Origin of the sequence: Streptosporangium sp. CA-115845, assembly GCF_050943795.1 — a bacterium.
Taxonomy (GTDB): Bacteria; Actinomycetota; Actinomycetes; order Streptosporangiales; family Streptosporangiaceae; genus Streptosporangium.
In genome coordinates this window covers 7,606,534-7,628,389 of the sequence record NZ_CP191988.1, presented here as the reverse complement: position 1 = coordinate 7,628,389, position 21,856 = coordinate 7,606,534, and the positions used below count along the sequence as shown (strand labels likewise).

Genomic DNA, 21,856 nt, shown 5'->3' with positions numbered 1-21,856 from the left:
AGATGCCCAGCAGTGATCCCGTCGACCAGCACCTCTTCAACAGCGTTCGGAAGCGGCACCAGAAGAAAATCGGTGACCTCGCGAAGCACATAGAGGAGTACGCGCTGTACCTGCTGAATGACGTGCAGGCAGGTCAGCACAGCCTCGGCGAGCAGTACGCCCAGACCATCGAGAACGACGTTGCGGAGATTCGGCGCCGGATGGCTGCGCTGGACGCGCTCGACGAGGTTGCTCCCATCGTGGCTGATCCGCCCGCCGCCCCCTGACCCTCTCGGCTCTCTCTTCCCAGCGTCATGGCTGGTCTCGCCTCAGAAGCGGGAGAGAGCACTCACCCCTGACCGCACCGCTCGAAAGGCTCCCCGTGAACTTCCCTCGCTCGCCCCGCCAGTTCGCCCTCGCGTTCACCGCTGGCCTGGTCGTTGTCGCCCGGGTCACCACCCTCCACACCACCCGCCCCTGACCACCGCCCCCCGAAAAGGAGCACCCCCGATGCACAGACTGGAGCGAGAAGCCGACCGAATGTCGCGCTTCCGACAGGGCGCGGTGTACGTCCAGATCAGCGGGGCGGTCACGTCGCTGATCACGTGGTTCACGACGCACGAACCGCGCCTGCTCGGAGCGGCAGCGGCAGCGCTGGCCGGTGCTGCTGTTGCCCGGCTCAGCGCCCGCAGGTGGGCGGCACGCACCCGCTGGTACGCCGAAACGGAGCACTGGGCAGCGCACATCGAAGACGCCCCAACCGTGCGCCTGTTCCCTGGCTTGGAGAAGTGGTTCAACCGGCAGATCCAGACCTGGCCCGGCGTGCTCAGACTGCTCGCGGCGCCGTTCCTGGCGATGGTGCTCGTGCTGGTGTTCCGCGACCAGGTGTCCGCTTGGTTTGGGCCGTTCATCGCGAAGTGACCACTTCCCTTGGCCCTGCAGGCACCTGCAGGGCCACCCGACATCACCAAGGAGAACTGACCCGATGGACCCCACGCAGTTTGCGATCCAGGCCGTCCGCCACGACGAGCGCCAGAAGGTCGCTGCCCGCCTCAGAGAGATCGGCGGCCTGAAGGTTGCCAACATTCTCGCGCAGCGCGACTTCATCGGCCGGCACAAACTGTCCTTCCCCCTCGCGATCAGCGACGTGATTCTCGCCGTCGCCGCCGAGATCGAGAGTTGGCCGACCCCTGACCCTGCATCCGAGGAGGACTGACCTGATGGTGCTCGAAATGCTCACCGGCGGCGGGCTCATCTTGGTCGGCTGGGTGGTTGGCCGGTTCGCTCCCGCCCGCCGACGCCCGTCGAAGCCGATCAAGCCCGTGTGCGGGTGCGGCCACGAGTTGGCCTACCACGACCCCGCGACGGGCGAATGCCACGGCCTGAAGGCCGTGGACAAGCACAACAGATACGGCGACTGGATCGGCAAGGAGCAGGTCAGGTGCACGTGCCGCCAGTACACCGGTCCGACTCCGCTGCCGACCGTGTACGCCCCCGAGGTGGCCTCGTGACCGCCCCTGATCCCCGAGAGGCGCCCACACCTGCCGCCCTGCTCGCCTGCGAGTACTGCTGCAACACCCCTGCTACGCAGGTGTTCTCCGCCGACGTGTTCAACATGGGCCGCCACACCACGTTCACGTGCGGCCCGTGCGGCGACGAGCAAGAGTCCCACGTGCGCCGCCTGAAGGGCCAGGTGTGGCGGTACACCATCACCCCGATCAAGGAGAAGGCCAATGCCTGAGATCCCCTCAGAGGCCGTACAAGCCTGCCCGTGCGTCTGCCACGGCGACCATCCGGGCGTAGAGCATGTGCGCGCATGCTGCCCCCACTGGGATGGACCGCTGGGCTGGCACGTGGGCGAGTCCCTGCCGCACATCGAAGCGCGCACACGCCGCAAGGTAGCCGAGGAGATCCGCAAGCTCGCCAAGTGGGAGTTCTCGGGCGGCTTCGTCAACCTGTTCGCCTTCCAGGCGCGCCATGAGCGCCTGTCGCATGTCGAGACGACGCACCTGTCGATGGCGTTCCGCGCGCTGGCCGACGAAATCGAGGGAGAAGCCCTTGACGCCCGCTGAGCTGATCGAGGCCGCTCTCCGCGACCAGATGCGTGTGTGCGCTGGCGTCCCCATGTCGGGGAGCGAGGCCGAAGACGCTGCCCGCATCGCTGTTGACGCTCTGACCGGGGCAGGGCTGGTCGTCGTCCCCGCCGCGGACTACCGCCACGTGCTGGACTGCGCCGAACAGTTCGCGATGTACCGGTTCGACGCGGACGACTCCATCCTCGTCGCCCGTCTCCGCGCCGCCCTCCCCGAGGAGCGCCCATGCGATACGTGATCTCCGAGTACTACGACGACCTGCGGCAGGTGTGCACCAACACCGGAGACTGCGACTGGAGCGGCGCCGTCCATGACGAGCCGTGGAAGCTCTGCCCGCGCTGCTCCTGCCGCCTGAAGGAGGTTGGCCCCGGTGCCTGAGACCCGTGACCTCGGCGAAATCCTCCGCCAGGAGAGCCTGCTCGATCGGCTCGACGGCATGCTCGCCAACCTCCAGGCACACATCGACCAGCGCGCGCAAGAACTCGCCCAGCCGCTCATCGCCGAGGCCCAACTCAAAGCCGACGCCAAGGTCAGCGAAGCCCAGGGCAGGCAGCAGCGCGCCGAGGACCTCGCCACCGAACTGCGCCGCCAGCTCAAGTACGCCGACCGGCGCGCCGTCGACCACCGCTCCCGCGCCGAAGAGGCTGAGGCGGCGCTCGCCCACCTCCACTCCTACACTGCCCACTGCCGCTCTTGCCGCGCAGACGGCGCGGGGGAGCCCTGCACCTGCGGCCTCGCTGCCCTCACCGCCCTCACCGCCCTCACCGACAAGGAGACCCCCGATGCCTGAGATCCGCGACTTCCACCTGGGCGACATCCTGTCCATCACCACGGGCCTGCTCGTCTCGCCCACCCACATGGACGGCATCTACCGCATCCTCAACTGGATGACCAGCGACAACCTGTTCACTCACCAGTTACCGCGCGCAGGGGAAGAATGCAGGGAGCCGCTCTTGGAGCAGCATCCCGACCTGGCCGACGTTCAGACACCCGACGAGTTCGATGGCAAGGAGCACGTTGAGCGGTGGCTCGCCGAGCAGGTGGAGCGCTTCGGCGAGACGCGCCCCGTGGCCCCGCTCCACCCCGAGGATCACACCCGGATCAACCCGTTCGACGAGTTTCGGATGATCGCCCCCGATGTGCCCATCATCGGTGTAGAGGTGAAGGGCGACCGTGACTGACGACCTCCGCGAGCGCTGCCTGTCCGCCCTCGATGATGAGAGCGGCGGTCTCGGCTTGACCCGGGAGGCCGCGGTGGACGCCATGCTGGCAGTGGTCGGCCCGGACCTGGACGCTGCCCGCGCTGCTCTGGCCCGCGCCCGCACCCTCGCCGGCGTCATGCTGAACGAGGCCTACTGTGCCGGCCACCCGGACACGGCACGGTGGCGGGCCGAGTACGCGGCGATCGACGGCACCTCGGAAAGGACCACCTGATGTCCATCTACGCCACCTGGTTGTGGATCGACGACAACAGCCACGTCATCGGCGGGTGCGCCCAGTACGTGAAGGCCACCGCCGAGGAAGCGCGTGCCGCTGGCGGCTACGCCGCGTCAGGTGGCCGGTACTGGTACAGGGACCGCAGCATCGCCTGCTCGTGCGGGCAGCAGGCGCCCATCATCTACCAGGGCAGTCACATCAATCCGTCCGCTGAGGATCCTCGCGGCGGCGCTGTGCTGTTCTGCGGCGTCCCGAACCACTGTCACCCGTCCGTGAGAGGCACCGATACTGATGACGCCCCCTCCGTGGACTACGGACGCCTAGCAGTCCACCAAGACGACGGGGAGAGCGGCGCGGTCATCCTCGACCGCAAACAGATCACCCAGCTACGGGACACACTGACCGAGTGGCTCGACAGCCGAGACCCGCAGGAGACGCCGAATGCCTGACGTGCGAGGTCCGTCCCTGCGTGACCGCCTCGCCTGGTGGTGGATGTTCCGCGACGTCGCCGCTTCCGACATCACCCTGGCCGCATCAGGCGGGAGCGTGTTCCTGGAGCTCCACACCCGCGCCCGGTTCAAGGGCTGCATCGTTGCGGAGACCACCCCAGACGAGTTGCGCCTGCTGGCCGAGCAGATCCGCGACATCCTGGACGACACCGAGACGCCAGCCGTACCCGCAACCTCCGAGGAGATCGCGTGAGCAACCAGATCGACTACGACGCCGTACGTGAAGCGATGGGAAGGGCGGGCAGGGCGATGAGTGCAGCTGTCGCCGCAAGCGGGCTCTCCAAGAAGGCGCCCGCCTCGCGATCCAAGAGGCCCGCCCGCGCTTTCTACACCTACGACGCTGAGGCAGGCGCCACGTACGTGGCCTTGCACGGCCTTGTCCTGCCTGGCGACGTCACCCGGACTGTGGAAGTGCCCGCTACGGTCAATCTCGACCTCGACGAGGGCGGGCAAGTGATCGGCATCGAGATTCTCGCCGCCTGGCCCGAGGCGTCAGCCGTACCCAAGGGGGAGAAGCCGTGATCGAGGACATGCTGTCCTGGCTGCGCCAGCAGATCGAGACCAGAAAGGCACTCGCCGAAGCGGCATCGCCAAGCCCGTGGTCCGCCAACGCTGAGCATGACGAGGTACTGGCCGTTGACGGAGAGCGGGTCGCGGACGGGTTCGCGTTGAGTGGCAATCAACTTCGGAACACGGTGGACCACATCGTGTTCAACGACCCCCGCCAGATCCTTACCGACTGTGAAGCCGACCTCGCCGAGATCGCCCACCACGTGGAGAACTTCGCTTATGACTGCGAATGGTGCGGCGAGCATGAGGCAGACTTCCCGTGCACCTACCTGCGACGGCAGGCGCATCGCTATCGCCACCGCCCTGGATACCTGCCTGAGTGGGCACCCGAAGGGACGACACCGTGAGCGCCTACGACGCTGACGAACGCGTGGCACGCTTCATCCTGGCCACCTACCGCAAACCTGGTGAGGCCGACAACGAGCATCTCGCCGCCTGCCCAGAGGCGCACGTCGAAGACCCCGACGCCTACAACGGAACGTACGGTTGCGACACCGGATGCGACTACGCCCGCTTCGAGGCGATCATCGCCTGTCCGCACGGCGAGCGAGCAGACTTCAACTGGGGTGATTTCGGCGACGTAGCGAGCATCCTCGAAGAGCTGGACAGGCAGACAGCGGAAGGCGGAGCGCCGTGACCTCCTGGGAAGAGCCTAAGAGCAAGGCCCTGTGGATCGTTGACCTCGACGGCACTCTCGCTCTCCGAGGAGACCGGAACCCTTACGACTGGCACCGGGTAGGAGAAGACACCCCGAACCCGCCGGTTGTCGCCGTCGTCCAGGCGCTCATCCTCGCCGGGCATCCGGTGGCGTACGTGTCCGGGCGCAAGGAGCAGTGCCGCCGCCAAACGGAGATGTGGCTTGAGGCCAACGTCGGCTACTGGGATGACGCGGAAGGACTGTGGATGCGCGCCGACCACGACAACCGGCCCGACGTGAAAGTGAAACGCGACATCTACCAGCGGAACTTCGTCCTCAGGGAGGTCGCCGGAGTCATCGACGACCGCGCATCGGTCACCGCCATGTGGCGGAGCCTCGGCCTGACCGTCCTACAGGTCGCCGAGGGCAACTACTGAGGACACCCCTGCGACAATGCCATCCGTGATCTTCTCCCCTCCGCTCGTCCTCGCCCACCCGCGCATACCCGGCGTTGAGCTTCACCGCGGCCCGCGCTCGGGCGAGTCGTACCTGATCGCCATGGCGGTACGGCTGGACGGGGAGGACCTGGTCGACGTCGGCGAATGGCTCGCCCAGCGAGGCAGGGAAGAACTCGACCGGCAAGAGCGCTAGACAGCAGAAGCGGCCCCCCGCCCACCGGGAAGCCGCCCGCCAACCTCGCCAGCCCCAGCCGTCACCAGAGCCTGTCCCAAGCGTACGACCTCGGGGAGGCCACCAATGTCCGATCGCGTCTGTATCGGTCGCTGCAATGCGTCTCAGCGCCGCAGGACCGAGGAATACACCCGCAACCTCGCCGCATGGCAGACAGAGATGACCGCCTGGGCGAACACCACCAACGATGACTGCGGACCCGAACCTGTCTGCCCCATTGAGCCCACCCTCCGCTGGACGGCCGGCACCCCCATCTGGTGCCTCGAAGACAGCGCAGCGATTCGCGCCTCCCTGCTGGACCTGGATCAGCAGATGGCGCTACGCCTCATGAACGCGGACGGGTATGGATCGATCAGCCTCGAAGAGCGCGTCTCCTCCAGCCCTGAACCGAACTCGCCATCTCCTGCTCATGACCAGCTCGACGATCTCGTCCGGTGGCTCCGTGGCTGGCAAACGGACTACTGGAAGTCCCAAGGCCTGACCGTACCCCCGTACCGAGGTGAGTCGGCTCCGGCGCTGATGGCGGTTGTGTCGCTGCTCTCCGCTCAGTTGGACGGCATACTCGCCCACCCGGAGTACGCCGAAGACTTCGGCGTTGGAGTCTTGTGGTGGCACAACCAGATCAGCGCGGCGGCGAAGACCCGCCCGCGCCGCATCAGCAAGCAGCTCCGCTGCCCGCAATGCCGCCTCGCGACCCTCTCCCAGATCGAGGGCGAGGACCGTATCGAGTGCCGCAACCGCGACTGCGGAGCATCCCGCGGCGGTCCCATGGTCATGACCGTCGACGAGTACATGGCACTTGTCGAAGCCGCGACCCCGGCCCGCAAGGAGCAGGCCGTTGCTCTCGCGGCCCAGCGAACGCCCAAGCCGCACATCGACTACGGTCAGCTGAGTGGGCGAGCATGAGCGAGTCATGCCCCACCTGCCGGGGCCGCGGCACTCTGCCTGATGTGAAGACGTGCGCTCTCGTCGGCTGCGGGCGGGAGTTCCGCTGGCAAGACGAAGGCCGGGGGCGGGAGCATCCTCGCGAAGATGCGATCTACTGCTCGACGTCCTGCCAGAACGTCGCCGCAAAGCGCGCCCACCGCCAGCGAGCAAAAGATGTCAGGTCTTCGCTCGCGACGATCGCCTGACATTTCGCGACGCGCCAGAAAACGGGATGTGCTCACACGAACTGATCGGTAGCGTTGCATGCAGTTCATCGGGCCTGGAGTCGGTGCGGGTCGAAGGACATCGGTTATCTCTTTGCGTAGATCCCGCCGGTGTCTGCTCCCATATCCGCGCCTTCTCCCGGCTCGATGAACTGGTCAGGTCTGGTGTTGGCACGGGTCGAAGCATCATCGGTTATCCACTGTTAATGGGGTGGTTGCGGGTTCGAGTCCCGCCGCAGGCTTCGGCCTGTGTAGCTCAATTGGCAGAGCACCAAAAATACCGGTGGGCGTCCCCATATCCGTGCCTTCACCTGGCCTGATCGCTCGTCAGCCCTGTCGGTGGTGCGGGTCGAATCTGATCGGTTATCACTCACGGTGAATGCAGGTTCGAATCCTGTCGGGCCGTTCGCGGCCCGCCGCCCGATTGGTTAGGGCAAACCCGGTCGGAGTCTCCATATCCGCACCGCTGGCAGGGCTGACGAGCAGGGGAGCGGGTCGAAGAACGTCGGTTATCGGGAACAATTTGTCGCGGGTTCAAGTCCCGCCGCCCAGACCAGAAGTTCCTGGGTGTAGCTCAGCCTGGCAGAGCGATTGTCAAAACCCCGGCGTCCATCACCACATCCGCTCCCCTTTCGCATATCCGCCCACGGGCGGGTCGAACAAAGGAGAGAGCACCATGGCGCGCGACCCCTACGCGGCGATCAACACGATCACCACCCCGCAGACGCAGCGCATCCCCGGCCGCACCGACCAGGTCCGCAACAACGCCGGCGGCTACGTCTTCGCCAAGGACACCTGGACCAAGCTGGAGGACTTCCTGATCCTCGGCACCACGGGCGGCACCTACTACGTGGGCGAGGACAAGCTGACGGCAGACAACGCCGACGTGCTGTTCCAGGCGATCGCTGAGGACGGGCCTCGCGTCGTCAACCTCATCGTGGCGATCTCCACCGCCCGGCCGCCTCGCGCACCGAAGCCGCGGCCGGCCATCTTCGCTCTTGCCGCCGCGTTCGCCCGCGGTGACCTCGACAGCCGCCAGGCTGTGAAGGGTGCGCTTCCACTGGTCGTGCGGACCACGGATCATCTGGCGATGTTCGTCGGCTACCTGAAGAACCTCGGCGGTAAGGCGTCACGCAACGGCTCCGGCCTGGTCGTGGGCCGTTCTCTGCGGACCGCGCTGGCGTCATGGTTCCTGCGGGACGAGCCCGACAACGTGGCGTTCCGGGCGTGTAAGGCGATGCAGCGCAAGACGCCGCAGGGCGAGGCGCTGGCGCTGCGGGACGTGCTACGCATCGCCCACCCCAAGGCCGACACCGCCGAGCACAAGGCGCTGTTCGGGTGGATCGCAGGCAACGTCACCGACGACCAGGCGCGCGAGGTGCTGCCCGCGGTGGACAGGTTCCTCACCGCGAAGGCCGTCACCACGCCGGCCGAGGCGATCCGCGTCGTGGGCGAACTGCGAGTGCCGTGGGAGTTCCTGCCCGACGCGATGCTGCGTGAGCCTGCGGTGTGGGAGGCGCTGGTGGACACGGTCGGTATGACCGCGCTCATCCGTAACCTCGCCCGTATGACCCGCCTCGGCACGCTCAAGCCCATGGGGGAGGCCACCCGCCGCGCGGTCGCCCGCCTCACCAACGGCGAGGCGATCGTCAAGGCACGCATCCACCCGATGGACGCCTGGCTGGCCATGCGTGTCTACGCGTCCGGCACCGCCCAGCCGAACCCGCGCGCCGACGTTCAGAGGTGGAAGCCTGTCCCGGTGATCCTCGACGCGTTGGAGGAGACCTACGAGCTGTCCTTCGGCAGCGTCGAGCCGTCTGGCAAGCGCCTCCTCGTCGCCGTCGACTCCTCAGGGTCGATGAGCGGCGGCTGGGGCGGACGCCTCATGGTGGGCGGGTCTCCGCTCGGCGCTCCCTACGAGGTGGGGTGCGCCATGGCGGTCATGCTGGCCCGTATCGAGAAGGGCAACGTCCACGTCATCGACGTCGACACCTCCGTCCACGCATCCAAGGTGACGCCCCGCACGAACCTGCGGGAGATCGCCTCCTGGCGGCCGTCCGGCGGCGGCACGAACCTCGCACTGCCGTTCGACTGGGCGCGGCAGGAGAAGATGAACGTCGACGGCATCCTGGTCTTCACTGACAACGAGACCTGGGCGGGCCGCTCTCACCCCAGCCAGTCACTGACGGCCTACCGCAAGGCGATCAACCCGGGCGCCCGCGTGGTGGTCGCGGCGATGACTGCGGCTGGCCACACGATTGGCGACCCGAACGATCCAGGGGTGCTGAACATGGCGGGCTTGGATGCATCGCTGCCGATGGTTGTGGGCGGCTTCATCCGGAGCTGATTCGACGAATTTCGGCCCTGCATGCAGGTCAGATTGGACAAGCCCCTGACCTGCATGCAATCCTAGATCGCGCCGATAGGTGTGCCCTCAGGAGAGTGTTCTCCGAGGGCCTTTTTTGTGTGCCCGGGGGGTGACAATGCTCCCTGGAATTGACCCCGATATCGACCCGTCCGAAGTGGTCACCCCTTCGCAGGCCGCAGAGCGTTTCGGTGTCCCGCCTGGCACGGTCCGGTCGTGGATTTCCCGCAGCGATGACGTTAGACCGTTAGGGAAGATCGGCCGGTACAACGTGTACGACTACCGTGACCTGGCCCGCCTTGAGTGCCAGATGCGATTTCGGCCTGACGAGGCCGACGCGGCCTAGATTCCTTTAGACATTCCGAGATGCGCGCCCCTGGCGAGGCGTGCCGGCTCCGCGCTGCTCTTCCCCGATGCGGCGTGTTGAGCCCTGGTGGTGGTCTGGTCTGCGCGCGAGGCGGACCAGACCACCACCCTCAAGAACGCACGCCCGGTCGCACGGGCGTGTGGCGTGACGCTGAGCAGGAGCCCCCAAGCGACAGCTCGCCGCGCTGCGGTGCCGGTCCTCCTCCGCTGGGGGGTGGGGACAGGATCGGCGCCGCTCAACCTCCCCCCGAAACCCCCCTTGGAGAACCATGAAGGTCTACCTGACTGCCAGCGATCAGCCTGGCGAGTACAACTACACGAACCTGCGGATCTTCACCCGCCGCGAGGACGCTGAAGCGTACGAACTCGCTGCCCACATCGAGGAGTTCGACCTCACCGAGGGGCCAGTTGAGGTTCGGACGTGGCACACCATCCGATGGCACCTGGGTGAGAATCAGGAGCCGCAGGAGCGCACGGAGCGCCGCGACTTCGACGGCAACACCAGCACCTTCCGCGCCACATGGGAGGGGCCAGCCCGACGTCCTACGGCCATCGTCGTCGGTAGTTGGGACATGGAGACCACACGCGAAGCGTTCGCCGATGAGCGCGCCCAGTACATGGGGGTGCGCAACCACCAGGCAGCCGAGTGCACGGCAGGGTTGGACCGGATCGAGGTGCAGGTCTGGTACGAGGTCGACGGTCGGGCTGTGCTCAAGACGCCGGTTCACACCACCAGCGACCACTTCACAGTGCCTCGTGATCGCATCGCTGAGCAGGCAGGGATCGCGCCGGGCGTGTCGTTGCATGGGCTCTGGTTCACGGTGGACACCCTCACGTTCACCGACGCCGACGGGTTCACCATCTGTGCCGCGCCGAGCAAGAGCGCGCCGGACTTCACGACCCCTGACGGACGGGGGGCATGGCTGTGAGGTGGTTCCGCCGTCACCGGGGAAGCCAGACCGGAGACGTCGAGTGAGCCGCTCCCTGCCGATCTACGTCGCGGCTCAGTCCACGGGCTACGGGACCGGCTGGTGGTTGTCGGAGTGGCTGTGGCAGCCCGGCAGCGACGCCACCGACGTGATCGTGTTTCAGGCGTTCGCAGCGAACTTCCTGGTTCTGGCATCGCTGGCCGTTATCGGGGCGTTCAGGGAGCAGGCGTGATCCGCCAGGCTTGGCGTGTCCTCGCAGACCCGCCCACCAGCGACACCGCCCGCCTCCTCCGTGTCATGGTGCCGCTCTGGGGCTTGGCGGCAGTGCTCAGCTTCGTACCGGGTTGGCCTGTGCCACTTCACCGGTTGATCGATGTGGCGTGGCTGTACGCGCTGCTGTGGGTGGTACGGCAGCGAGACGAAGCACGAGCCGACGCCGCTGGGCTCCGTCAGGCGGAGAGGAGCCCACGATGACGGCCCTGACGGCGAAGAGCGTCCGCGAGGTCGCCGAGTGGATCCAGACGTGGCGCGCAGAGGACCGGGTTGACGTCGAGACGACCCCCACGCCGAGGATCACCGTGCAGCGGGCGGGCGGGGTGTCGGTGTACGAGGCCGACTCCATTCGGCGTCTCGTGCCCGGCACTGGTCGATCTGCCTGCTGCTGATCCGTTTTCTGTACAAATTGCCTACTCGAAGATGCCGGGAAGCGTTTACCTGCCCTGCATCGGACAGCCCAATATGGGAGAATTAGAACGACAGTTCTTCAACTGAAAAACCCCGGCGACGGCGGTAACCGTCCCGGGGATGGCCAACCCTTCACCAGAGAGTTGACATGCAAAACCATACTTCCCCCACCGTCCGCGCACTGCCTCAGGGGGCAGCGTGAACGAGCTCGCTCTGACCGAATCCGCGTCGCTGCGCGAGCAGTACGCCGACCGGGTCGAGGTGCTCGACCGGGTCAAGAAGCTCCGGCAGTTGAAGGGCACCGACCACGTCACGGTGGAGATCGTCGCCGACTACTACGAAGTGCCCATCGAGACGATCAAATCCACGATCAAGAACAACCGCGCCGAGCTGACCAAGAACGGTCTGCACGTTCTCCGTGGTCGGGAGGCTAGGTCTTTCGCTGACCTAGCAGGACTGAGCTCGGCCATCACGCAGATCGCCCTCTTCCCGCGCCGCGCCGTGCTCAATGTCGGTCAGCTACTGCGGGGATCCGACGTGGCCAAGGCGGTCCGCACAGCGCTGCTCGACGCCGAGGAGCGGGATGCGGGGCTTGTCCCGGCTCAGGCAAGCGGGCTCCCGGGGGACTACGAGGAGGCGCTGGCCGCTCTGCTCGTCAAGGTCCGCCGGGAGAAGGCGCTTGAGGCCGACAACCAGAAGCTGACCGCCCGCGCGGAGATCGCCGAGCGGAAGTTCGAAGAGTTCGAGGGCGGACCGGGCATCACGCTGACGAAGTTCCACAAGAAGTACTTCTCCGAGGTGCCCGCCCGGGTGTTCTTCGAGCACCTGTACTCGCGCGGCTACCTGATCGACCAGCGCGGCATGGGCGCATGGGACGAGAAGAACCAGTCCTACAAGGACGGACCCCAGCACTTCGAGCCCGGGTTCAAGGGCAAGCCGTTCCTGTACCTGCACGAGGCCGGGATCTTCCGGAAGAAGCGGCGCTTCAAGACGCTGGTCCGGCCGGGCGATCCGGAGCTGAACTTCAAGCACCGCCTCGTCGCTGATGGCCTTCGCGGCAACGCCCACACCACCGACTACCTGTTCGCGATCGAGGGCGGCCGATGAGCACTCCGGATTTCGGCTCCTTCGCGACCGCGCTCGTGGGCCGCCACGCCGGGAACCTGATGGATTACGGCCCCGAAGAGCAGACCAAGCGCGTGCTCGCTGCTCTGATGCGCTTCCACTCCTTCACCGGGATCCGTCCCGCCCTGCCCGGCCACATGATCGACCTCGCCGGGTTCGGTGAAGTGCCCGTCCACTTCGAGAGCGACGACAAGCGCTACCTCCTAGTCACCGAGGTTGGGGCCGCTCTCGGCATGCCCGTCTACGAGTCCTGCCAGTGGGCACGCAAAGAGCAGCAATGGGCCTACCAGGAACAGCGGGAACTCGACGAAGAGCGCGGAGACGGCAAGCTCGGCTGGGAATGCCTGGACGACTACTGCGACCTCGGACTCTGGTGTGCCACCGAGAAGCCGCCCAACCCGGAGACGGGCAAGGTCCACCACGCCGACTACGGCGAATGGCTGATCTCCCACGACCGCCTGATGCTGTTCATCCTCGACTCCCCGTGGTCGAAAGAATTCATGGCAAACACCAAGGACCTGATGGCTCACGGCATGAAGAAGCTTTTCGGTATGGGCGGCCTGTTCGACACCGACGTGCCCGAGGACGATGCCCGACGCAAGGCGCGGCGCGGTCCGAACATCCCCTTGGGCGAGCGCGAATGAGCGTCATCCCCTTCCCGAAGCGGGAGCCCGACCCTGATCCGGATGCCCTCATTCAGCCGTGTCGCCTCTGCAAGGAGCAGGGGCGCTCGTTCGAGGGGACCGGCTTCCCGGTCTTCAAGCGTTTCCTGCTGGAGAGTGCGCGCGTCCAGGCGTGTCTGCTCTGCGACGGGAGCGGGTGGCCGGAGTACCGCCTGATCTGATGACCTCGTAAAACTCCACGCTTCCTGACGTCAGGAAGCGCACGTTCTTCGACCCGATCGTTCAGGTCCACGCCGCGTCACGGTCGGGTCGAGCACTACTCCGGGCGGGCGGCAAGGCAAGAAGAGTGGAAGACAGCAACTGGAATCCTTCTGATCTTGCGCCCTTCGCTGGGGATCGTCGCCCGCCCGGCACCACACCCCGACCCCCAGGGAGCTCCGCGTGAACACAACCGCAGACAGCACTCGGCACCTCCGCACGTTGTGGCGCGGAGACAAGCCGTGGCACTGGTTGGCCCTGTACGTCGGACATGTGCAACCGCTCGGCTACCGCAACCACTGGCATAACCGCTGGCGCTGGCAGTTCCACCTCACGCCCATCCACGTCTCACGAGACGGCTCGAAGTGGACAGTAGGTCTGTGCTTCGGCCGCCGCACGATCTTCGTGTTCAAGCACGCCTGACCCTTCCCCTCCGCAGCCGCGCTGTATGTGCGGTAAGTGGTCCGTCTACCTAGGCGTGTACGACAGCGATGGCTACACGTACCGCTGTCACGGCTGCCTGCGCGCTGTGTGGAAATGCAGGTGCAGGTGAACTGGTGTAAGCGCCGCCCCCACGAGTCGACCCCGTGATCAGCACCACGGAGCCCCACGGCTCGACTGCTGGGTGTGAGACTCCTGACGGCTCCTCCTGGTACTCCCACTGCCACTCCCACAGCGTGGATGAGCCATGGACTGCTGACGTACATCAGGTGTGCGGCGAGTGCGGCCACGTCTTCCCCACCGCCGCCGCACTGCTCGCGGATGACGCTGCGACTGCTAAGGAGTTCGGGCTGACCCCGGCTGCTACGGCGGAGCAGGTCGTGGCCTGCCCGCACTGCTCACATGACCTCTGATCTTCACGTCCCTGTCGGTGCCCGCCCGTAACCTGCGGGGATGGACGAGTCTCGGTTGCCGCCGCGCCCGCCGCTCGTAATCTTCCGGGACCGGGTGGCGTGGATTCGGGCTCGCCGCCAAACGGACCTCGGCGCGTGGCTCGCCCTCGTCTACTGGGACACCATGATCGGCCCCAACCGGCACGTCAACGAGCAGTGGGTACCGTTGGCCGACGTCGTCCGGATCCCTGGCGAGGACTACTCCGCCGTCCCCACCCTGACCTAACCCCCACCTGATCCAACGAAAGGCCGTCCACGCCGGGCGGCCTTTTTGGCGTGCCCGCAGGAGGTCGTCGTGGCTCTCTCGCCCACCACCTGGACCCCGGACACGGGCCTCACCTACGCGGAGTGGCTGCGAGACAAGAGCCCGCAGACCCGCCCTCAGGGGTGGACGCACGCCACCCACGACCAGGTCCGCGAGGGCTACGGCAAAGACGGGCGCCGCTTCAAAGCCGTGACCGACCAGCTCGGCAACGACGTGATCGAGCACGGCCAACTCCAACAGTCGGTCCACATCAAGTCCGTGGAGACCGTCCACGCCGTCATCCCCGCATCCGCGATCCAAGGGAGCACCGATGTCCAGCGCTGACCGCGCAGCCGCCCTGCGAGCACAGGCCGACGCCCTCGACGAGCTTGGCCGCCTGGAGACCGAACTCCTCGCCGCGAAGGCCGCCTACGACGACGACCCGTCCGACGAGAACAAGGCCGCCAAGACCGACGCCGCGCATGCGCTCCGCGAGGCCCGTTCCGATACCCGATCCGAGGGCGTGCAGGTCGGCGGAGACGCCTACCTCACCCCCGGCGACGAGCTTCCGCAGTCCGTCACCGTCGCCGACCACGACCAGGAGGTCTGAGACATGGCGATTTCCAGCTCGGGCCTGTTCGTCGCCAACATCGTTGACGTCTTCGACACCACGCAGCTCGCGATCGACCTCGACAGCGAGACCAACAACAAGGTCGCCCTGTTCACCAACTCGGTGACACCGGACTTTAATGCGGCTGCCGCGAGTGCCGCCTACGGGGCGGGTGTGTGGAATGCCAACGAGGTCAGCGGCACTGGGTACACCGCTGGCGGGGCGACACTGACGAGCACCACGTTCACCGGCTCGTCGGGGGTGGCGACGTTCGACGCCGCTGACTCCTCGTGGTCCACTTCCACGATCACCGGTGCTCGCGGAGCTTTGATCTACGCCAACAACCTCACCCCAAAGGCTGCGATCGCGCTGGTCACGCTGGGCGCCGACTACAGCACCAGCGCGGGCACGCTCAGCATCACCTGGAGTGCGTCGGGCATCTTCTACCTGACGCTGGCGTAGCAGCCCGCACCACCTCCCCGCAGCCGCCCACGGGCGGTTTTTTGTTGCCCGTCCCCACCTGAAGCGGAGGGGCGGGCATGGCCGTTGCGCTGCGGTCCACGACGTCGGGTACCCGTATCGGCGGGTTCACCTCCACGACCGTCACCAAACCAGCCGGCGTCGTTGCCGGGGACGTGCTACTGGCGTTCGTCTCCACCGACATCGGGACCCTCGCGAACATCGGCACCCCCACAGGCGGCGACACGTGGCTGCTGCTCGACTCACGCACCAACGGGTCCGGCCAGCTGAACACGAAGGTGTTTTGGAAGGTCGCGGGCTCGTCCGAGCCCAGCAGCTACACCTTCACGAAGAGCAACGCGTCGCAGATGACGATAGTGATCGCGGCTGTCAGCGGCGCGTCGTCGTCGACTCCGACGTTCGCGCAGACTGGTACCGGCTCCGACACTTCGGCCAGCACCCCAGGCATCACTCCGGCCGGGTCTGCGGATCTGGAACTGCGGTATGTCGCCGGGGTCATGTCCGGCGCGAACACGTTCACGCCTCCTGCCGGGTTCACTGAGCAGGCCGATATCAGGGCGGGCAACATCACAGCCGCGACGTTGGCGACCCGAATCCTCGGTTCGGGGTCGGCTACCAGCGCGGAAACGTTCACCGCGTCACTGACCTTGTCACAGCGCATGGGCTTCACCGTCGGCGTGACATCCGGGGCGACGGACGCCACCGCCACCCCGGCTGTAGTCGCCGGTACTGCGGCGGTTCCTGCTCCGACGATCGGCGCGGGCGCCACCGTGGCGCCCGCTATCGTCGCGGCTACCGCGAGTGTCCCTGCCCCGCAGGTAGCGACAGCGATCGTCGCCGCCCCCGCTGTGGTGGCGTGCGCTGCTTCCGTGCCGGCGCCCACAACCTCGACCGGCTCCACCGCCGCACCAGCGGTCGTCTCCGCAACAGCGACCATTCCCACCCCGGACGTCTCTGACGGATCCACACCGCCCACGCTGCGCGGAGACGTCGTCGCAGCCGCACTCGTGCTCGCGAACAACCCGGTCGACAAACCCGCCGGCACCATGCAAGGCGACATCCTGCTCGCTTTGCACGCCGCCGACGTCGGCGTGCTCGACGACATGCCGACCCCGACCGGCGGCGCCACCTGGCAGCTACTGGACTCCTACACCGCAGGCACTTCCGCCCTGCAGACCAAGATCTGGTGGAAAGTAGCGGGCAGCTCTGAGCCGTCCACGTACAACTTCGCCCAGCATCCCGGCGCTGACGGGATCGCGTTCGTCGCCGCCATCCAAGACGCCGCCGACACCACCCCGGTGGTCGCCCAGGCCAGCGCAGGAGCCGGCGCCGCCTCCACCACCCCCGGCATTACCCCCGCGGGCAGTGCAGACCTAGAGGTCCGCTTCACCGCGGCGATGCCCAGCACCGGATCCGGCCTCATGGACTGGACCCCACCAGCCGGATACGCCGAGCAAGGCGACCTGCAGTCCCGCTCCTACACCGCCGCGGCGCTCGCCACCCGCGAGCTGACCTCGTCGTCTCCGACGACCGCTCAGGACTTCACGGCGTCGATCGCGCTCGGCTACAGGGTCGGCTTCACCCTCGGCATCACCGGCGGAGGATCAGCCCCGGTCGACGCGACCGCTTCCCCAGCCGCCGTTGAGGCGACGTCTTCGGTCCCGGCGCCCACCGCCTCGGCGGGCGTGTCCGCAAGCCCTGCTGTGGTTCAGGTCTCGACAAGCATCCCGGCGCCTGCCACAGCAACCGGTTCCGCGGCTTCGCCGGCCGCGATTCAGGCCACCAGCTCGGTTCCGGCGCCGTCGGTGTCTGCTGGTGTTTCGGCTGGCCCGCAGGTGGTGTCCGCGGTTTCGTCTGTGCCTGCCCCGCAGGTGTCGGCCGGCCAGTCCGCGGCGCCTTCGGTGGTGGCGGCCACGGCCAGCGTGCCCGCTCCGGCGGTCACAGCGGTCAAGACCGCTTCGCCATCCACGGTGCAAGCAACTGCCTCGATTCCGGCCCCTACGGCGTCGGCGGGCGCTACAGCCTCACCAGGCGTGGTCGCTGCGACCGCCTCGGTTCCAGGCCCGGCGATCGTCGCGGAGAAGGTCGCCTCACCGGCCGCCGTCCCCGCGGCGGCGTCGATACCGGCACCCTCAGTCTCGGCAGGCTCCACGGCCACCACATCGGCCGTGATCGCCTCGGCGATCGTCTTGGCCCCTGCCGTAAGCGCGGGCGCCTCGGCGGCTCCTGCGGCTGTTCAGGCATCGGCGAGCATCGACTCCCCGACAGTGGAGAGCAACTCCACCATCACAGTGGGCGTTGTCTCCGCAGTCGCTTCCGTACCGGCTCCGAGCGTGTCGGCGTCGGGCAACACCACCGCGAGCCCCGCAGCGGTCGCTGCCTCGGCGAGCATCCCGACGCCCACGGCGAGTGCCGGCCAAACCGCCAACCCGACGGTGGTCGAGGCTACGTCCACGGTGCCTGCGGCGTCCCCATCTGCGGGATCCACAGCCACCCCCGACACGGTAGCCACGACCGCTTCGGTTCCGGCGCCCACAGTCGTCTCCGACTCCACGGTGACACCTGGGGTTATCGCTGTAGCGGTGTCCGTACCGGAGCCTACGACCACGTCAGGCCAAGCCGTCACGCCGGCCACCGTGGCAGCCTCGGCGAGCATCCCCGCTCCGGACGTCACCGCGGGCTCGACCACCCACCCGGTGGCCGTTGCCGTGACGATGTCCATCCCGGCGCCTGCGGTGCAGTCCGGTTCGTCGACGACCGCAACCCCGGGCGCGATCCAGGCCGCCGCGTTGGTCGGCTCGCCCACGACCACCGCGGACTCCACTGCTCTTCCGGCTGTGGTGGCTTCTACGGCGTCGGTGAGCACCCCGGATGTCTCTACGGGCAGCACGGCCTCACCGCCTGCGGTGGTGGCATCCGCGATCGTTCCGAGCCCAGCAACGACCACAGGAGCGTCGGCGAGCCCCTCGGTGGTCACGGCCACCGCGTCGATCCCGGTGCCGGACGTTCTAGCCGACGGCAACTCCACCGCCTCACCAGCGGCGGTCACCGCAGCTGCTGCGATCCCAGCGCCCACCACCTCGGCAGGCGCCTCGGTCACCACGGCGGTCGTCTCGGCCACGGCGGCGATCCCTACGCCCACCGTGTCCACACTCACCACAGCCACCCCGGCGGCGGTTCAGGCCACGACCACGATCCCCGCCGCATCCATCACCACTGCGGCGAGACCATCCACAGTCATGGCCACGGCCAGCATCCCTACGCCCAGCGTGTCCACTGGCGCTCCTGGCGGAGAAATCCCCTGGACGATCGGACCACCTGAGAGGTTCTGGTCAGCTGGCCCGCCCACTTCAAGAGGCTGGTCTGCCGGTCCGCCCTCGCGGGCTTGGTCTATCGGTTTACCCCAACGCTGAAGGGCGGGTAGCTCATGAGCGATATTCCTTGCTACCCGTCCGGAACGAAGGAGTTCATCCGCTCGGGAGTGGTCACGGGCCCGTACACCGAAGCCACACCCGTCTTCATGGCGCTCATGCCGTACGACGTCGAACCCGGCGACGATGACTGGCACGTCGCCCAGTGGGAGAACGGGGCAGGCAGAGCGATGGTCTTCTACGGCAGCGATGAAGGTATCAGCGAGCTTGATGAAGGCCGCTACGTCATCTGGGTGAAACCCATCGCTACCCCTGAGGAGCCGTTCCTCCGCAGTGGCGTTATCCGGATCACATGATCTCTGTTCTGCTGCCATCCCGCAGGCGCCCAGAGTCGCTGGTGGACTCGATCGGCTCTCTCCGCGTCATGGCCGACAACCCAGATGGGCTGGAGATCCTCGTTGCTGCAGACCCAGACGACCCGGACACGGCGGTTGCCGCCGAGCGGTCCCGGGCCATCTGCTGGGTGGCGCCCACCAGGTACGGCTACCACCGTCTCCACGAGTACGCGAACCACCTCGCCCGCCTGGCGTCGGGGGAGTGGCTGCTGTTGTGGAACGACGACGCCCGAATGCTCACCCCCGGCTGGGACTCGCGCGTCGAGGAAGCTGATCGCGGCGTGCTGTGGCCGGCACACAACGACTCGCACCTGCTGGACATTTTCCCGATCGTTCATCGGTCGATCGTCGAGACACTCGGCCACTTCTCCCTGTCGCCGCACTGCGACTCCTGGATGCAGGACATCGCGACCGCGGTAGGCGCCCACCACCGCATCCCGGTGACCATCCTGCACGACCGCCATGACCTGACCGGCGGCCACAACGACCAGACGTGGCGCGACGCCCAAGCTGGGTACCGCACCGCGGACTACCACTCACCCCCCATGCAAGCCGCCCGAGCTCGCGACATCGAGACGCTCAAGGCTGCTTGGACCCCCGAGAGGACACCATGAACGTCGGCTGGATTGGGCTTGGCAAGCTCGGCGCACCCTGCGCCTTGGCCCTGCAGCACTTCGCCGGCCATGACGTCATTGGCTACGACCTCAACCGGGTCCGGGTTGAGCGCATGTTCTCCGAGGGCGGCGACCACGGAGAGCAGGGGCTCACTGATCTGATCGACCGCGGCCCGTTGAAGCTTGCTCACACGGCGGCTGAGGTCGTCGCCCACGCCGACGTGGTGTTCGTGGCGGTGCAGACACCACACGCTCCCGCCTACGGCGGCGAGACCCCTGCCCCCTGGGACCGTCGCGACTTCGAATACGCGTTTCTCGTCCAGGCAGTTCGGGACGTGTGTCGTGCCGCCGCCCACCAGGGCAAGCCGATCACGCTCGTGGTGGTGTCAACGGTGCTGCCGGGGACGTGCAACAAGCACATCCGCGGCCTGCTGAACCCGTTCGTGTCCCTCGTCTACTCACCGCTGTTCATCGCGATGGGTACGACGATCGCGGACTTCCTGCGCCCGGAGTTCGTCCTCATGGGCGCTGACCGGCCCGAGCACCTGGCCCCCGTGGTCGAGGTGTACGGGCAGCTCCATGACCGGCCGGTGTTCAAGACGTCCATCGAATCGGCTGAGCTGATCAAGGTGGCGTACAACACGGTCATCTCCGCGAAGGTCGTCATCGGCAACGCCATCATGGAGATCTGCGAGAAGACCGGCGCAGACTGCGACGAGGTCATCGACGCGCTCTCCCTGGCCACCGACCGGGTGATCTCCTCGAAGTACCTGCGTGGCGGCATGGGCGACGGTGGCGCATGTCATCCCCGTGATCTGATCGCCATGTCTTGGCTTGCCCAACGCCTGGACCTGTCCTACGACCTGCTCGGCCAGATGGCAATCGCCCGGGAGGCGCAGACCGGCTGGCTGGCCAATCTCGTCGAGCGTTGGGCGGACCAGACCGGCCACCCGATCTGCATCCTAGGCAAGGCGTACAAGCCTGAGAGCGTCCTGACCGCCGGCTCCCCGGCGCTGCTGCTCGCCCACCAACTGCGTGAGCGCGGCCACGAGGTGATCCACAAGGACATCTACGTCGATGGCGAGTTCGACCGCCCTGACGAGCCGCGCGTGTACGTGATCGGTACGAAGCATCCAATCCACGCTACGTGCAACTTTGCGCCCGGCTCCGTCGTTTTGGACCCGCATGGCTACATGCCTGATCAGGCAGGGGTGACTGTGATCCGGATCGGCCGCAAGTCATGAACGCCCACGACGTCATCAAGGCGTGGGACGAAGCGGGTCCGAAGCACATCCACCCTTCCCGTGGCGTGTCCGAAGAGGCGTACTGGGCTTCAGGTGAGCAGACCGCCCACCAGCTCGCCGAGGTCCTCAAGCCCGGTTGGCGGGTCGTGGACTTCGGTGTCGGTGACGGCAGGGTCGCGATCCCGCTGCGCAGGCTCGGGTTTGAGGTGACGGGTGCGGATGCGTCGCCCACCATGCTTACGGCCCTGGCGGGCAACGATCCGGGCTTGCCGCAGGTTCAGACGGATGGCTCGGACCTGTACGCCCAGCTCGGGCACAAGGCGGATGCGGTGGTGTGCCTGGCGGTGCTAATCCACCACGGCCGCGCCTCGGTGCTGACCATCCTCGATGGGTTGTGCAAGGCGGTCCGTAAGGGTGGCCTGCTCATCTTGGATTGGCCGACGAGCGCCCACCCCGAAGAGGCACAGATCTGGATTGACGTCACCACGTGGGATCCCGACGTGCAGCAGGCGGAAGCAGCCAAGCGCGGGTTGAAGCGCGTCGAAGGCGACCACCCATGGGCCGTGTTCCGCAAGAGCTGAAGGAGGCG

40 protein-coding genes are annotated in these 21,856 nt (G+C 67.0%); 37 read left to right on the top strand and 3 right to left on the bottom strand.

Annotated elements, in window-relative coordinates:
* Positions 1–2: 2 nt before the first annotated feature.
* From ACQP0P_RS36475 to ACQP0P_RS36315, 33 genes are all read left to right on the top strand, one after another.
* Positions 3–266, top strand: a complete 264-nt coding sequence (locus ACQP0P_RS36475) for a hypothetical protein (RefSeq protein WP_433364171.1) — start codon at positions 3–5, stop codon at positions 264–266.
* A gap of 223 nt (positions 267–489) precedes the next feature.
* Positions 490–900: a hypothetical protein gene (locus ACQP0P_RS36470; RefSeq protein WP_433364168.1), complete on the top strand. Its 411-nt coding sequence runs from the start codon at positions 490–492 to the stop codon at positions 898–900.
* Positions 901–964: 64 nt separating this feature from the next.
* The gene (locus ACQP0P_RS36465; protein WP_433364165.1) at positions 965–1,195 is read left to right on the top strand and encodes a hypothetical protein; all 231 of its coding nucleotides are present in this window, start codon (positions 965–967) and stop codon (positions 1,193–1,195) included.
* A gap of 4 nt (positions 1,196–1,199) precedes the next feature.
* Positions 1,200–1,490 (top strand): hypothetical protein, encoded by a 291-nt coding sequence (locus ACQP0P_RS36460; protein ID WP_433364162.1) that lies wholly within the window; start codon positions 1,200–1,202, stop codon positions 1,488–1,490.
* Positions 1,487–1,720, top strand: a complete 234-nt coding sequence (locus tag ACQP0P_RS36455) for a hypothetical protein (protein ID WP_433364160.1) — start codon at positions 1,487–1,489, stop codon at positions 1,718–1,720. Before ACQP0P_RS36460 ends, ACQP0P_RS36455 begins: the two co-directional genes overlap by 4 nt.
* Positions 1,713–2,051, top strand: a complete 339-nt coding sequence (locus tag ACQP0P_RS36450) for a hypothetical protein (protein ID WP_433364157.1) — start codon at positions 1,713–1,715, stop codon at positions 2,049–2,051. The genes ACQP0P_RS36455 and ACQP0P_RS36450 overlap by 8 nt, the downstream gene beginning before the upstream one ends.
* On the top strand, positions 2,038–2,310 hold the full coding sequence (locus tag ACQP0P_RS36445; RefSeq protein WP_433364154.1) for a hypothetical protein: 273 nt from the start codon (positions 2,038–2,040) through the stop codon (positions 2,308–2,310). Before ACQP0P_RS36450 ends, ACQP0P_RS36445 begins: the two co-directional genes overlap by 14 nt.
* A complete protein-coding gene (locus ACQP0P_RS36440; protein WP_433364152.1) occupies positions 2,298–2,450 on the top strand; it encodes a hypothetical protein in 153 nt (50 codons plus the stop codon). Before ACQP0P_RS36445 ends, ACQP0P_RS36440 begins: the two co-directional genes overlap by 13 nt.
* Positions 2,443–2,862 (top strand): hypothetical protein, encoded by a 420-nt coding sequence (locus tag ACQP0P_RS36435; RefSeq protein WP_433364149.1) that lies wholly within the window; start codon positions 2,443–2,445, stop codon positions 2,860–2,862. Before ACQP0P_RS36440 ends, ACQP0P_RS36435 begins: the two co-directional genes overlap by 8 nt.
* Positions 2,855–3,253 (top strand): hypothetical protein, encoded by a 399-nt coding sequence (locus ACQP0P_RS36430; protein ID WP_433364146.1) that lies wholly within the window; start codon positions 2,855–2,857, stop codon positions 3,251–3,253. Before ACQP0P_RS36435 ends, ACQP0P_RS36430 begins: the two co-directional genes overlap by 8 nt.
* Positions 3,246–3,506 (top strand): hypothetical protein, encoded by a 261-nt coding sequence (locus ACQP0P_RS36425; RefSeq protein WP_433364143.1) that lies wholly within the window; start codon positions 3,246–3,248, stop codon positions 3,504–3,506. The genes ACQP0P_RS36430 and ACQP0P_RS36425 overlap by 8 nt, the downstream gene beginning before the upstream one ends.
* A complete protein-coding gene (locus ACQP0P_RS36420) occupies positions 3,506–3,958 on the top strand; it encodes a hypothetical protein (protein ID WP_433364140.1) in 453 nt (150 codons plus the stop codon). The genes ACQP0P_RS36425 and ACQP0P_RS36420 overlap by 1 nt, the downstream gene beginning before the upstream one ends.
* Positions 3,951–4,211, top strand: a complete 261-nt coding sequence (locus ACQP0P_RS36415; RefSeq protein WP_433364137.1) for a hypothetical protein — start codon at positions 3,951–3,953, stop codon at positions 4,209–4,211. Before ACQP0P_RS36420 ends, ACQP0P_RS36415 begins: the two co-directional genes overlap by 8 nt.
* Positions 4,208–4,540, top strand: a complete 333-nt coding sequence (locus ACQP0P_RS36410; RefSeq protein ID WP_433364134.1) for a DUF2283 domain-containing protein — start codon at positions 4,208–4,210, stop codon at positions 4,538–4,540. The genes ACQP0P_RS36415 and ACQP0P_RS36410 overlap by 4 nt, the downstream gene beginning before the upstream one ends.
* Entirely contained in the window at positions 4,537–4,935 is a 399-nt protein-coding gene (locus tag ACQP0P_RS36405; RefSeq protein WP_433364131.1) for a DUF6221 family protein, read from the top strand. Before ACQP0P_RS36410 ends, ACQP0P_RS36405 begins: the two co-directional genes overlap by 4 nt.
* Positions 4,932–5,225, top strand: coding sequence for a hypothetical protein (locus ACQP0P_RS36400; protein WP_433364128.1), 294 nt, complete (start codon positions 4,932–4,934; stop codon positions 5,223–5,225). Before ACQP0P_RS36405 ends, ACQP0P_RS36400 begins: the two co-directional genes overlap by 4 nt.
* A complete protein-coding gene (locus tag ACQP0P_RS36395) occupies positions 5,222–5,662 on the top strand; it encodes a hypothetical protein (RefSeq protein WP_433364125.1) in 441 nt (146 codons plus the stop codon). Before ACQP0P_RS36400 ends, ACQP0P_RS36395 begins: the two co-directional genes overlap by 4 nt.
* A gap of 25 nt (positions 5,663–5,687) precedes the next feature.
* Positions 5,688–5,876 carry a hypothetical protein gene (locus ACQP0P_RS36390; protein ID WP_433364122.1) on the top strand — a complete coding sequence of 63 codons (189 nt, stop codon included), beginning with the start codon at positions 5,688–5,690 and terminating at the stop codon, positions 5,874–5,876.
* 105 nt (positions 5,877–5,981) lie between these two features.
* On the top strand, positions 5,982–6,821 hold the full coding sequence (locus ACQP0P_RS36385; RefSeq protein WP_433364119.1) for a hypothetical protein: 840 nt from the start codon (positions 5,982–5,984) through the stop codon (positions 6,819–6,821).
* 921 nt (positions 6,822–7,742) lie between these two features.
* Entirely contained in the window at positions 7,743–9,413 is a 1,671-nt protein-coding gene (locus ACQP0P_RS36380) for a TROVE domain-containing protein (protein WP_433364117.1), read from the top strand.
* 136 nt (positions 9,414–9,549) lie between these two features.
* Positions 9,550–9,777: a MerR family transcriptional regulator gene (locus ACQP0P_RS36375; RefSeq protein ID WP_433364114.1), complete on the top strand. Its 228-nt coding sequence runs from the start codon at positions 9,550–9,552 to the stop codon at positions 9,775–9,777.
* A gap of 289 nt (positions 9,778–10,066) precedes the next feature.
* Entirely contained in the window at positions 10,067–10,726 is a 660-nt protein-coding gene (locus ACQP0P_RS36370; RefSeq protein ID WP_433364111.1) for a hypothetical protein, read from the top strand.
* Between the two features lie 43 nt (positions 10,727–10,769).
* Positions 10,770–10,958, top strand: a complete 189-nt coding sequence (locus ACQP0P_RS36365; RefSeq protein ID WP_433364108.1) for a hypothetical protein — start codon at positions 10,770–10,772, stop codon at positions 10,956–10,958.
* Between the two features lie 238 nt (positions 10,959–11,196).
* On the top strand, positions 11,197–11,391 hold the full coding sequence (locus ACQP0P_RS36360; protein ID WP_433364106.1) for a hypothetical protein: 195 nt from the start codon (positions 11,197–11,199) through the stop codon (positions 11,389–11,391).
* 217 nt (positions 11,392–11,608) lie between these two features.
* A complete protein-coding gene (locus ACQP0P_RS36355; RefSeq protein ID WP_433364103.1) occupies positions 11,609–12,517 on the top strand; it encodes a hypothetical protein in 909 nt (302 codons plus the stop codon).
* Positions 12,514–13,179, top strand: a complete 666-nt coding sequence (locus ACQP0P_RS36350) for a hypothetical protein (RefSeq protein WP_433364100.1) — start codon at positions 12,514–12,516, stop codon at positions 13,177–13,179. The genes ACQP0P_RS36355 and ACQP0P_RS36350 overlap by 4 nt, the downstream gene beginning before the upstream one ends.
* A complete protein-coding gene (locus tag ACQP0P_RS36345; RefSeq protein WP_433364097.1) occupies positions 13,176–13,379 on the top strand; it encodes a hypothetical protein in 204 nt (67 codons plus the stop codon). Before ACQP0P_RS36350 ends, ACQP0P_RS36345 begins: the two co-directional genes overlap by 4 nt.
* Before the next feature lie 220 nt (positions 13,380–13,599).
* Complete coding sequence (locus ACQP0P_RS36340) at positions 13,600–13,839, top strand: hypothetical protein (RefSeq protein WP_433364094.1); 240 nt, start codon at positions 13,600–13,602, stop codon at positions 13,837–13,839.
* Positions 13,840–14,093: 254 nt separating this feature from the next.
* Positions 14,094–14,270 carry a hypothetical protein gene (locus tag ACQP0P_RS36335; RefSeq protein ID WP_433364091.1) on the top strand — a complete coding sequence of 59 codons (177 nt, stop codon included), beginning with the start codon at positions 14,094–14,096 and terminating at the stop codon, positions 14,268–14,270.
* A gap of 40 nt (positions 14,271–14,310) precedes the next feature.
* On the top strand, positions 14,311–14,535 hold the full coding sequence (locus ACQP0P_RS36330) for a hypothetical protein (protein ID WP_433364090.1): 225 nt from the start codon (positions 14,311–14,313) through the stop codon (positions 14,533–14,535).
* Between the two features lie 69 nt (positions 14,536–14,604).
* Positions 14,605–14,898, top strand: coding sequence for a hypothetical protein (locus ACQP0P_RS36325; protein ID WP_433364088.1), 294 nt, complete (start codon positions 14,605–14,607; stop codon positions 14,896–14,898).
* Positions 14,885–15,163 (top strand): hypothetical protein, encoded by a 279-nt coding sequence (locus tag ACQP0P_RS36320; RefSeq protein WP_433364085.1) that lies wholly within the window; start codon positions 14,885–14,887, stop codon positions 15,161–15,163. Before ACQP0P_RS36325 ends, ACQP0P_RS36320 begins: the two co-directional genes overlap by 14 nt.
* A 3-nt stretch (positions 15,164–15,166) precedes the next feature.
* Positions 15,167–15,625, top strand: coding sequence for a hypothetical protein (locus ACQP0P_RS36315; protein ID WP_433364083.1), 459 nt, complete (start codon positions 15,167–15,169; stop codon positions 15,623–15,625).
* Positions 15,626–15,959: 334 nt separating this feature from the next.
* Here the strand turns inward: ACQP0P_RS36315 and ACQP0P_RS36310 are convergent, their stop codons facing one another.
* From ACQP0P_RS36310 to ACQP0P_RS36300, 3 genes are all read right to left on the bottom strand, one after another.
* Positions 15,960–16,610 carry a hypothetical protein gene (locus ACQP0P_RS36310; RefSeq protein ID WP_433364080.1) on the bottom strand — a complete coding sequence of 217 codons (651 nt, stop codon included), beginning with the start codon at positions 16,608–16,610 and terminating at the stop codon, positions 15,960–15,962.
* 807 nt (positions 16,611–17,417) lie between these two features.
* Positions 17,418–17,795 carry a hypothetical protein gene (locus ACQP0P_RS36305; RefSeq protein ID WP_433364077.1) on the bottom strand — a complete coding sequence of 126 codons (378 nt, stop codon included), beginning with the start codon at positions 17,793–17,795 and terminating at the stop codon, positions 17,418–17,420.
* Positions 17,796–17,879: 84 nt separating this feature from the next.
* Positions 17,880–18,800 (bottom strand): hypothetical protein, encoded by a 921-nt coding sequence (locus ACQP0P_RS36300; RefSeq protein WP_433364074.1) that lies wholly within the window; start codon positions 18,798–18,800, stop codon positions 17,880–17,882.
* Positions 18,801–19,070: 270 nt separating this feature from the next.
* Here ACQP0P_RS36300 and ACQP0P_RS36295 point away from each other — a divergent pair, with 270 nt between their 5' ends.
* Genes ACQP0P_RS36295 through ACQP0P_RS36280 form a run of 4 tightly spaced genes read left to right on the top strand, consistent with a single transcriptional unit; the run spans position 19,071 to position 21,848 of the window.
* Positions 19,071–19,370 (top strand): hypothetical protein, encoded by a 300-nt coding sequence (locus ACQP0P_RS36295; RefSeq protein ID WP_433364071.1) that lies wholly within the window; start codon positions 19,071–19,073, stop codon positions 19,368–19,370.
* Positions 19,367–20,023 carry a glycosyltransferase family 2 protein gene (locus ACQP0P_RS36290; RefSeq protein WP_433364068.1) on the top strand — a complete coding sequence of 219 codons (657 nt, stop codon included), beginning with the start codon at positions 19,367–19,369 and terminating at the stop codon, positions 20,021–20,023. The genes ACQP0P_RS36295 and ACQP0P_RS36290 overlap by 4 nt, the downstream gene beginning before the upstream one ends.
* Positions 20,020–21,267, top strand: coding sequence for an NAD(P)-binding domain-containing protein (locus ACQP0P_RS36285; protein WP_433364065.1), 1,248 nt, complete (start codon positions 20,020–20,022; stop codon positions 21,265–21,267). The genes ACQP0P_RS36290 and ACQP0P_RS36285 overlap by 4 nt, the downstream gene beginning before the upstream one ends.
* Positions 21,264–21,848, top strand: a complete 585-nt coding sequence (locus ACQP0P_RS36280; protein WP_433364062.1) for a class I SAM-dependent methyltransferase — start codon at positions 21,264–21,266, stop codon at positions 21,846–21,848. The genes ACQP0P_RS36285 and ACQP0P_RS36280 overlap by 4 nt, the downstream gene beginning before the upstream one ends.
* The last annotated feature ends 8 nt before the right edge of the window (positions 21,849–21,856 follow it).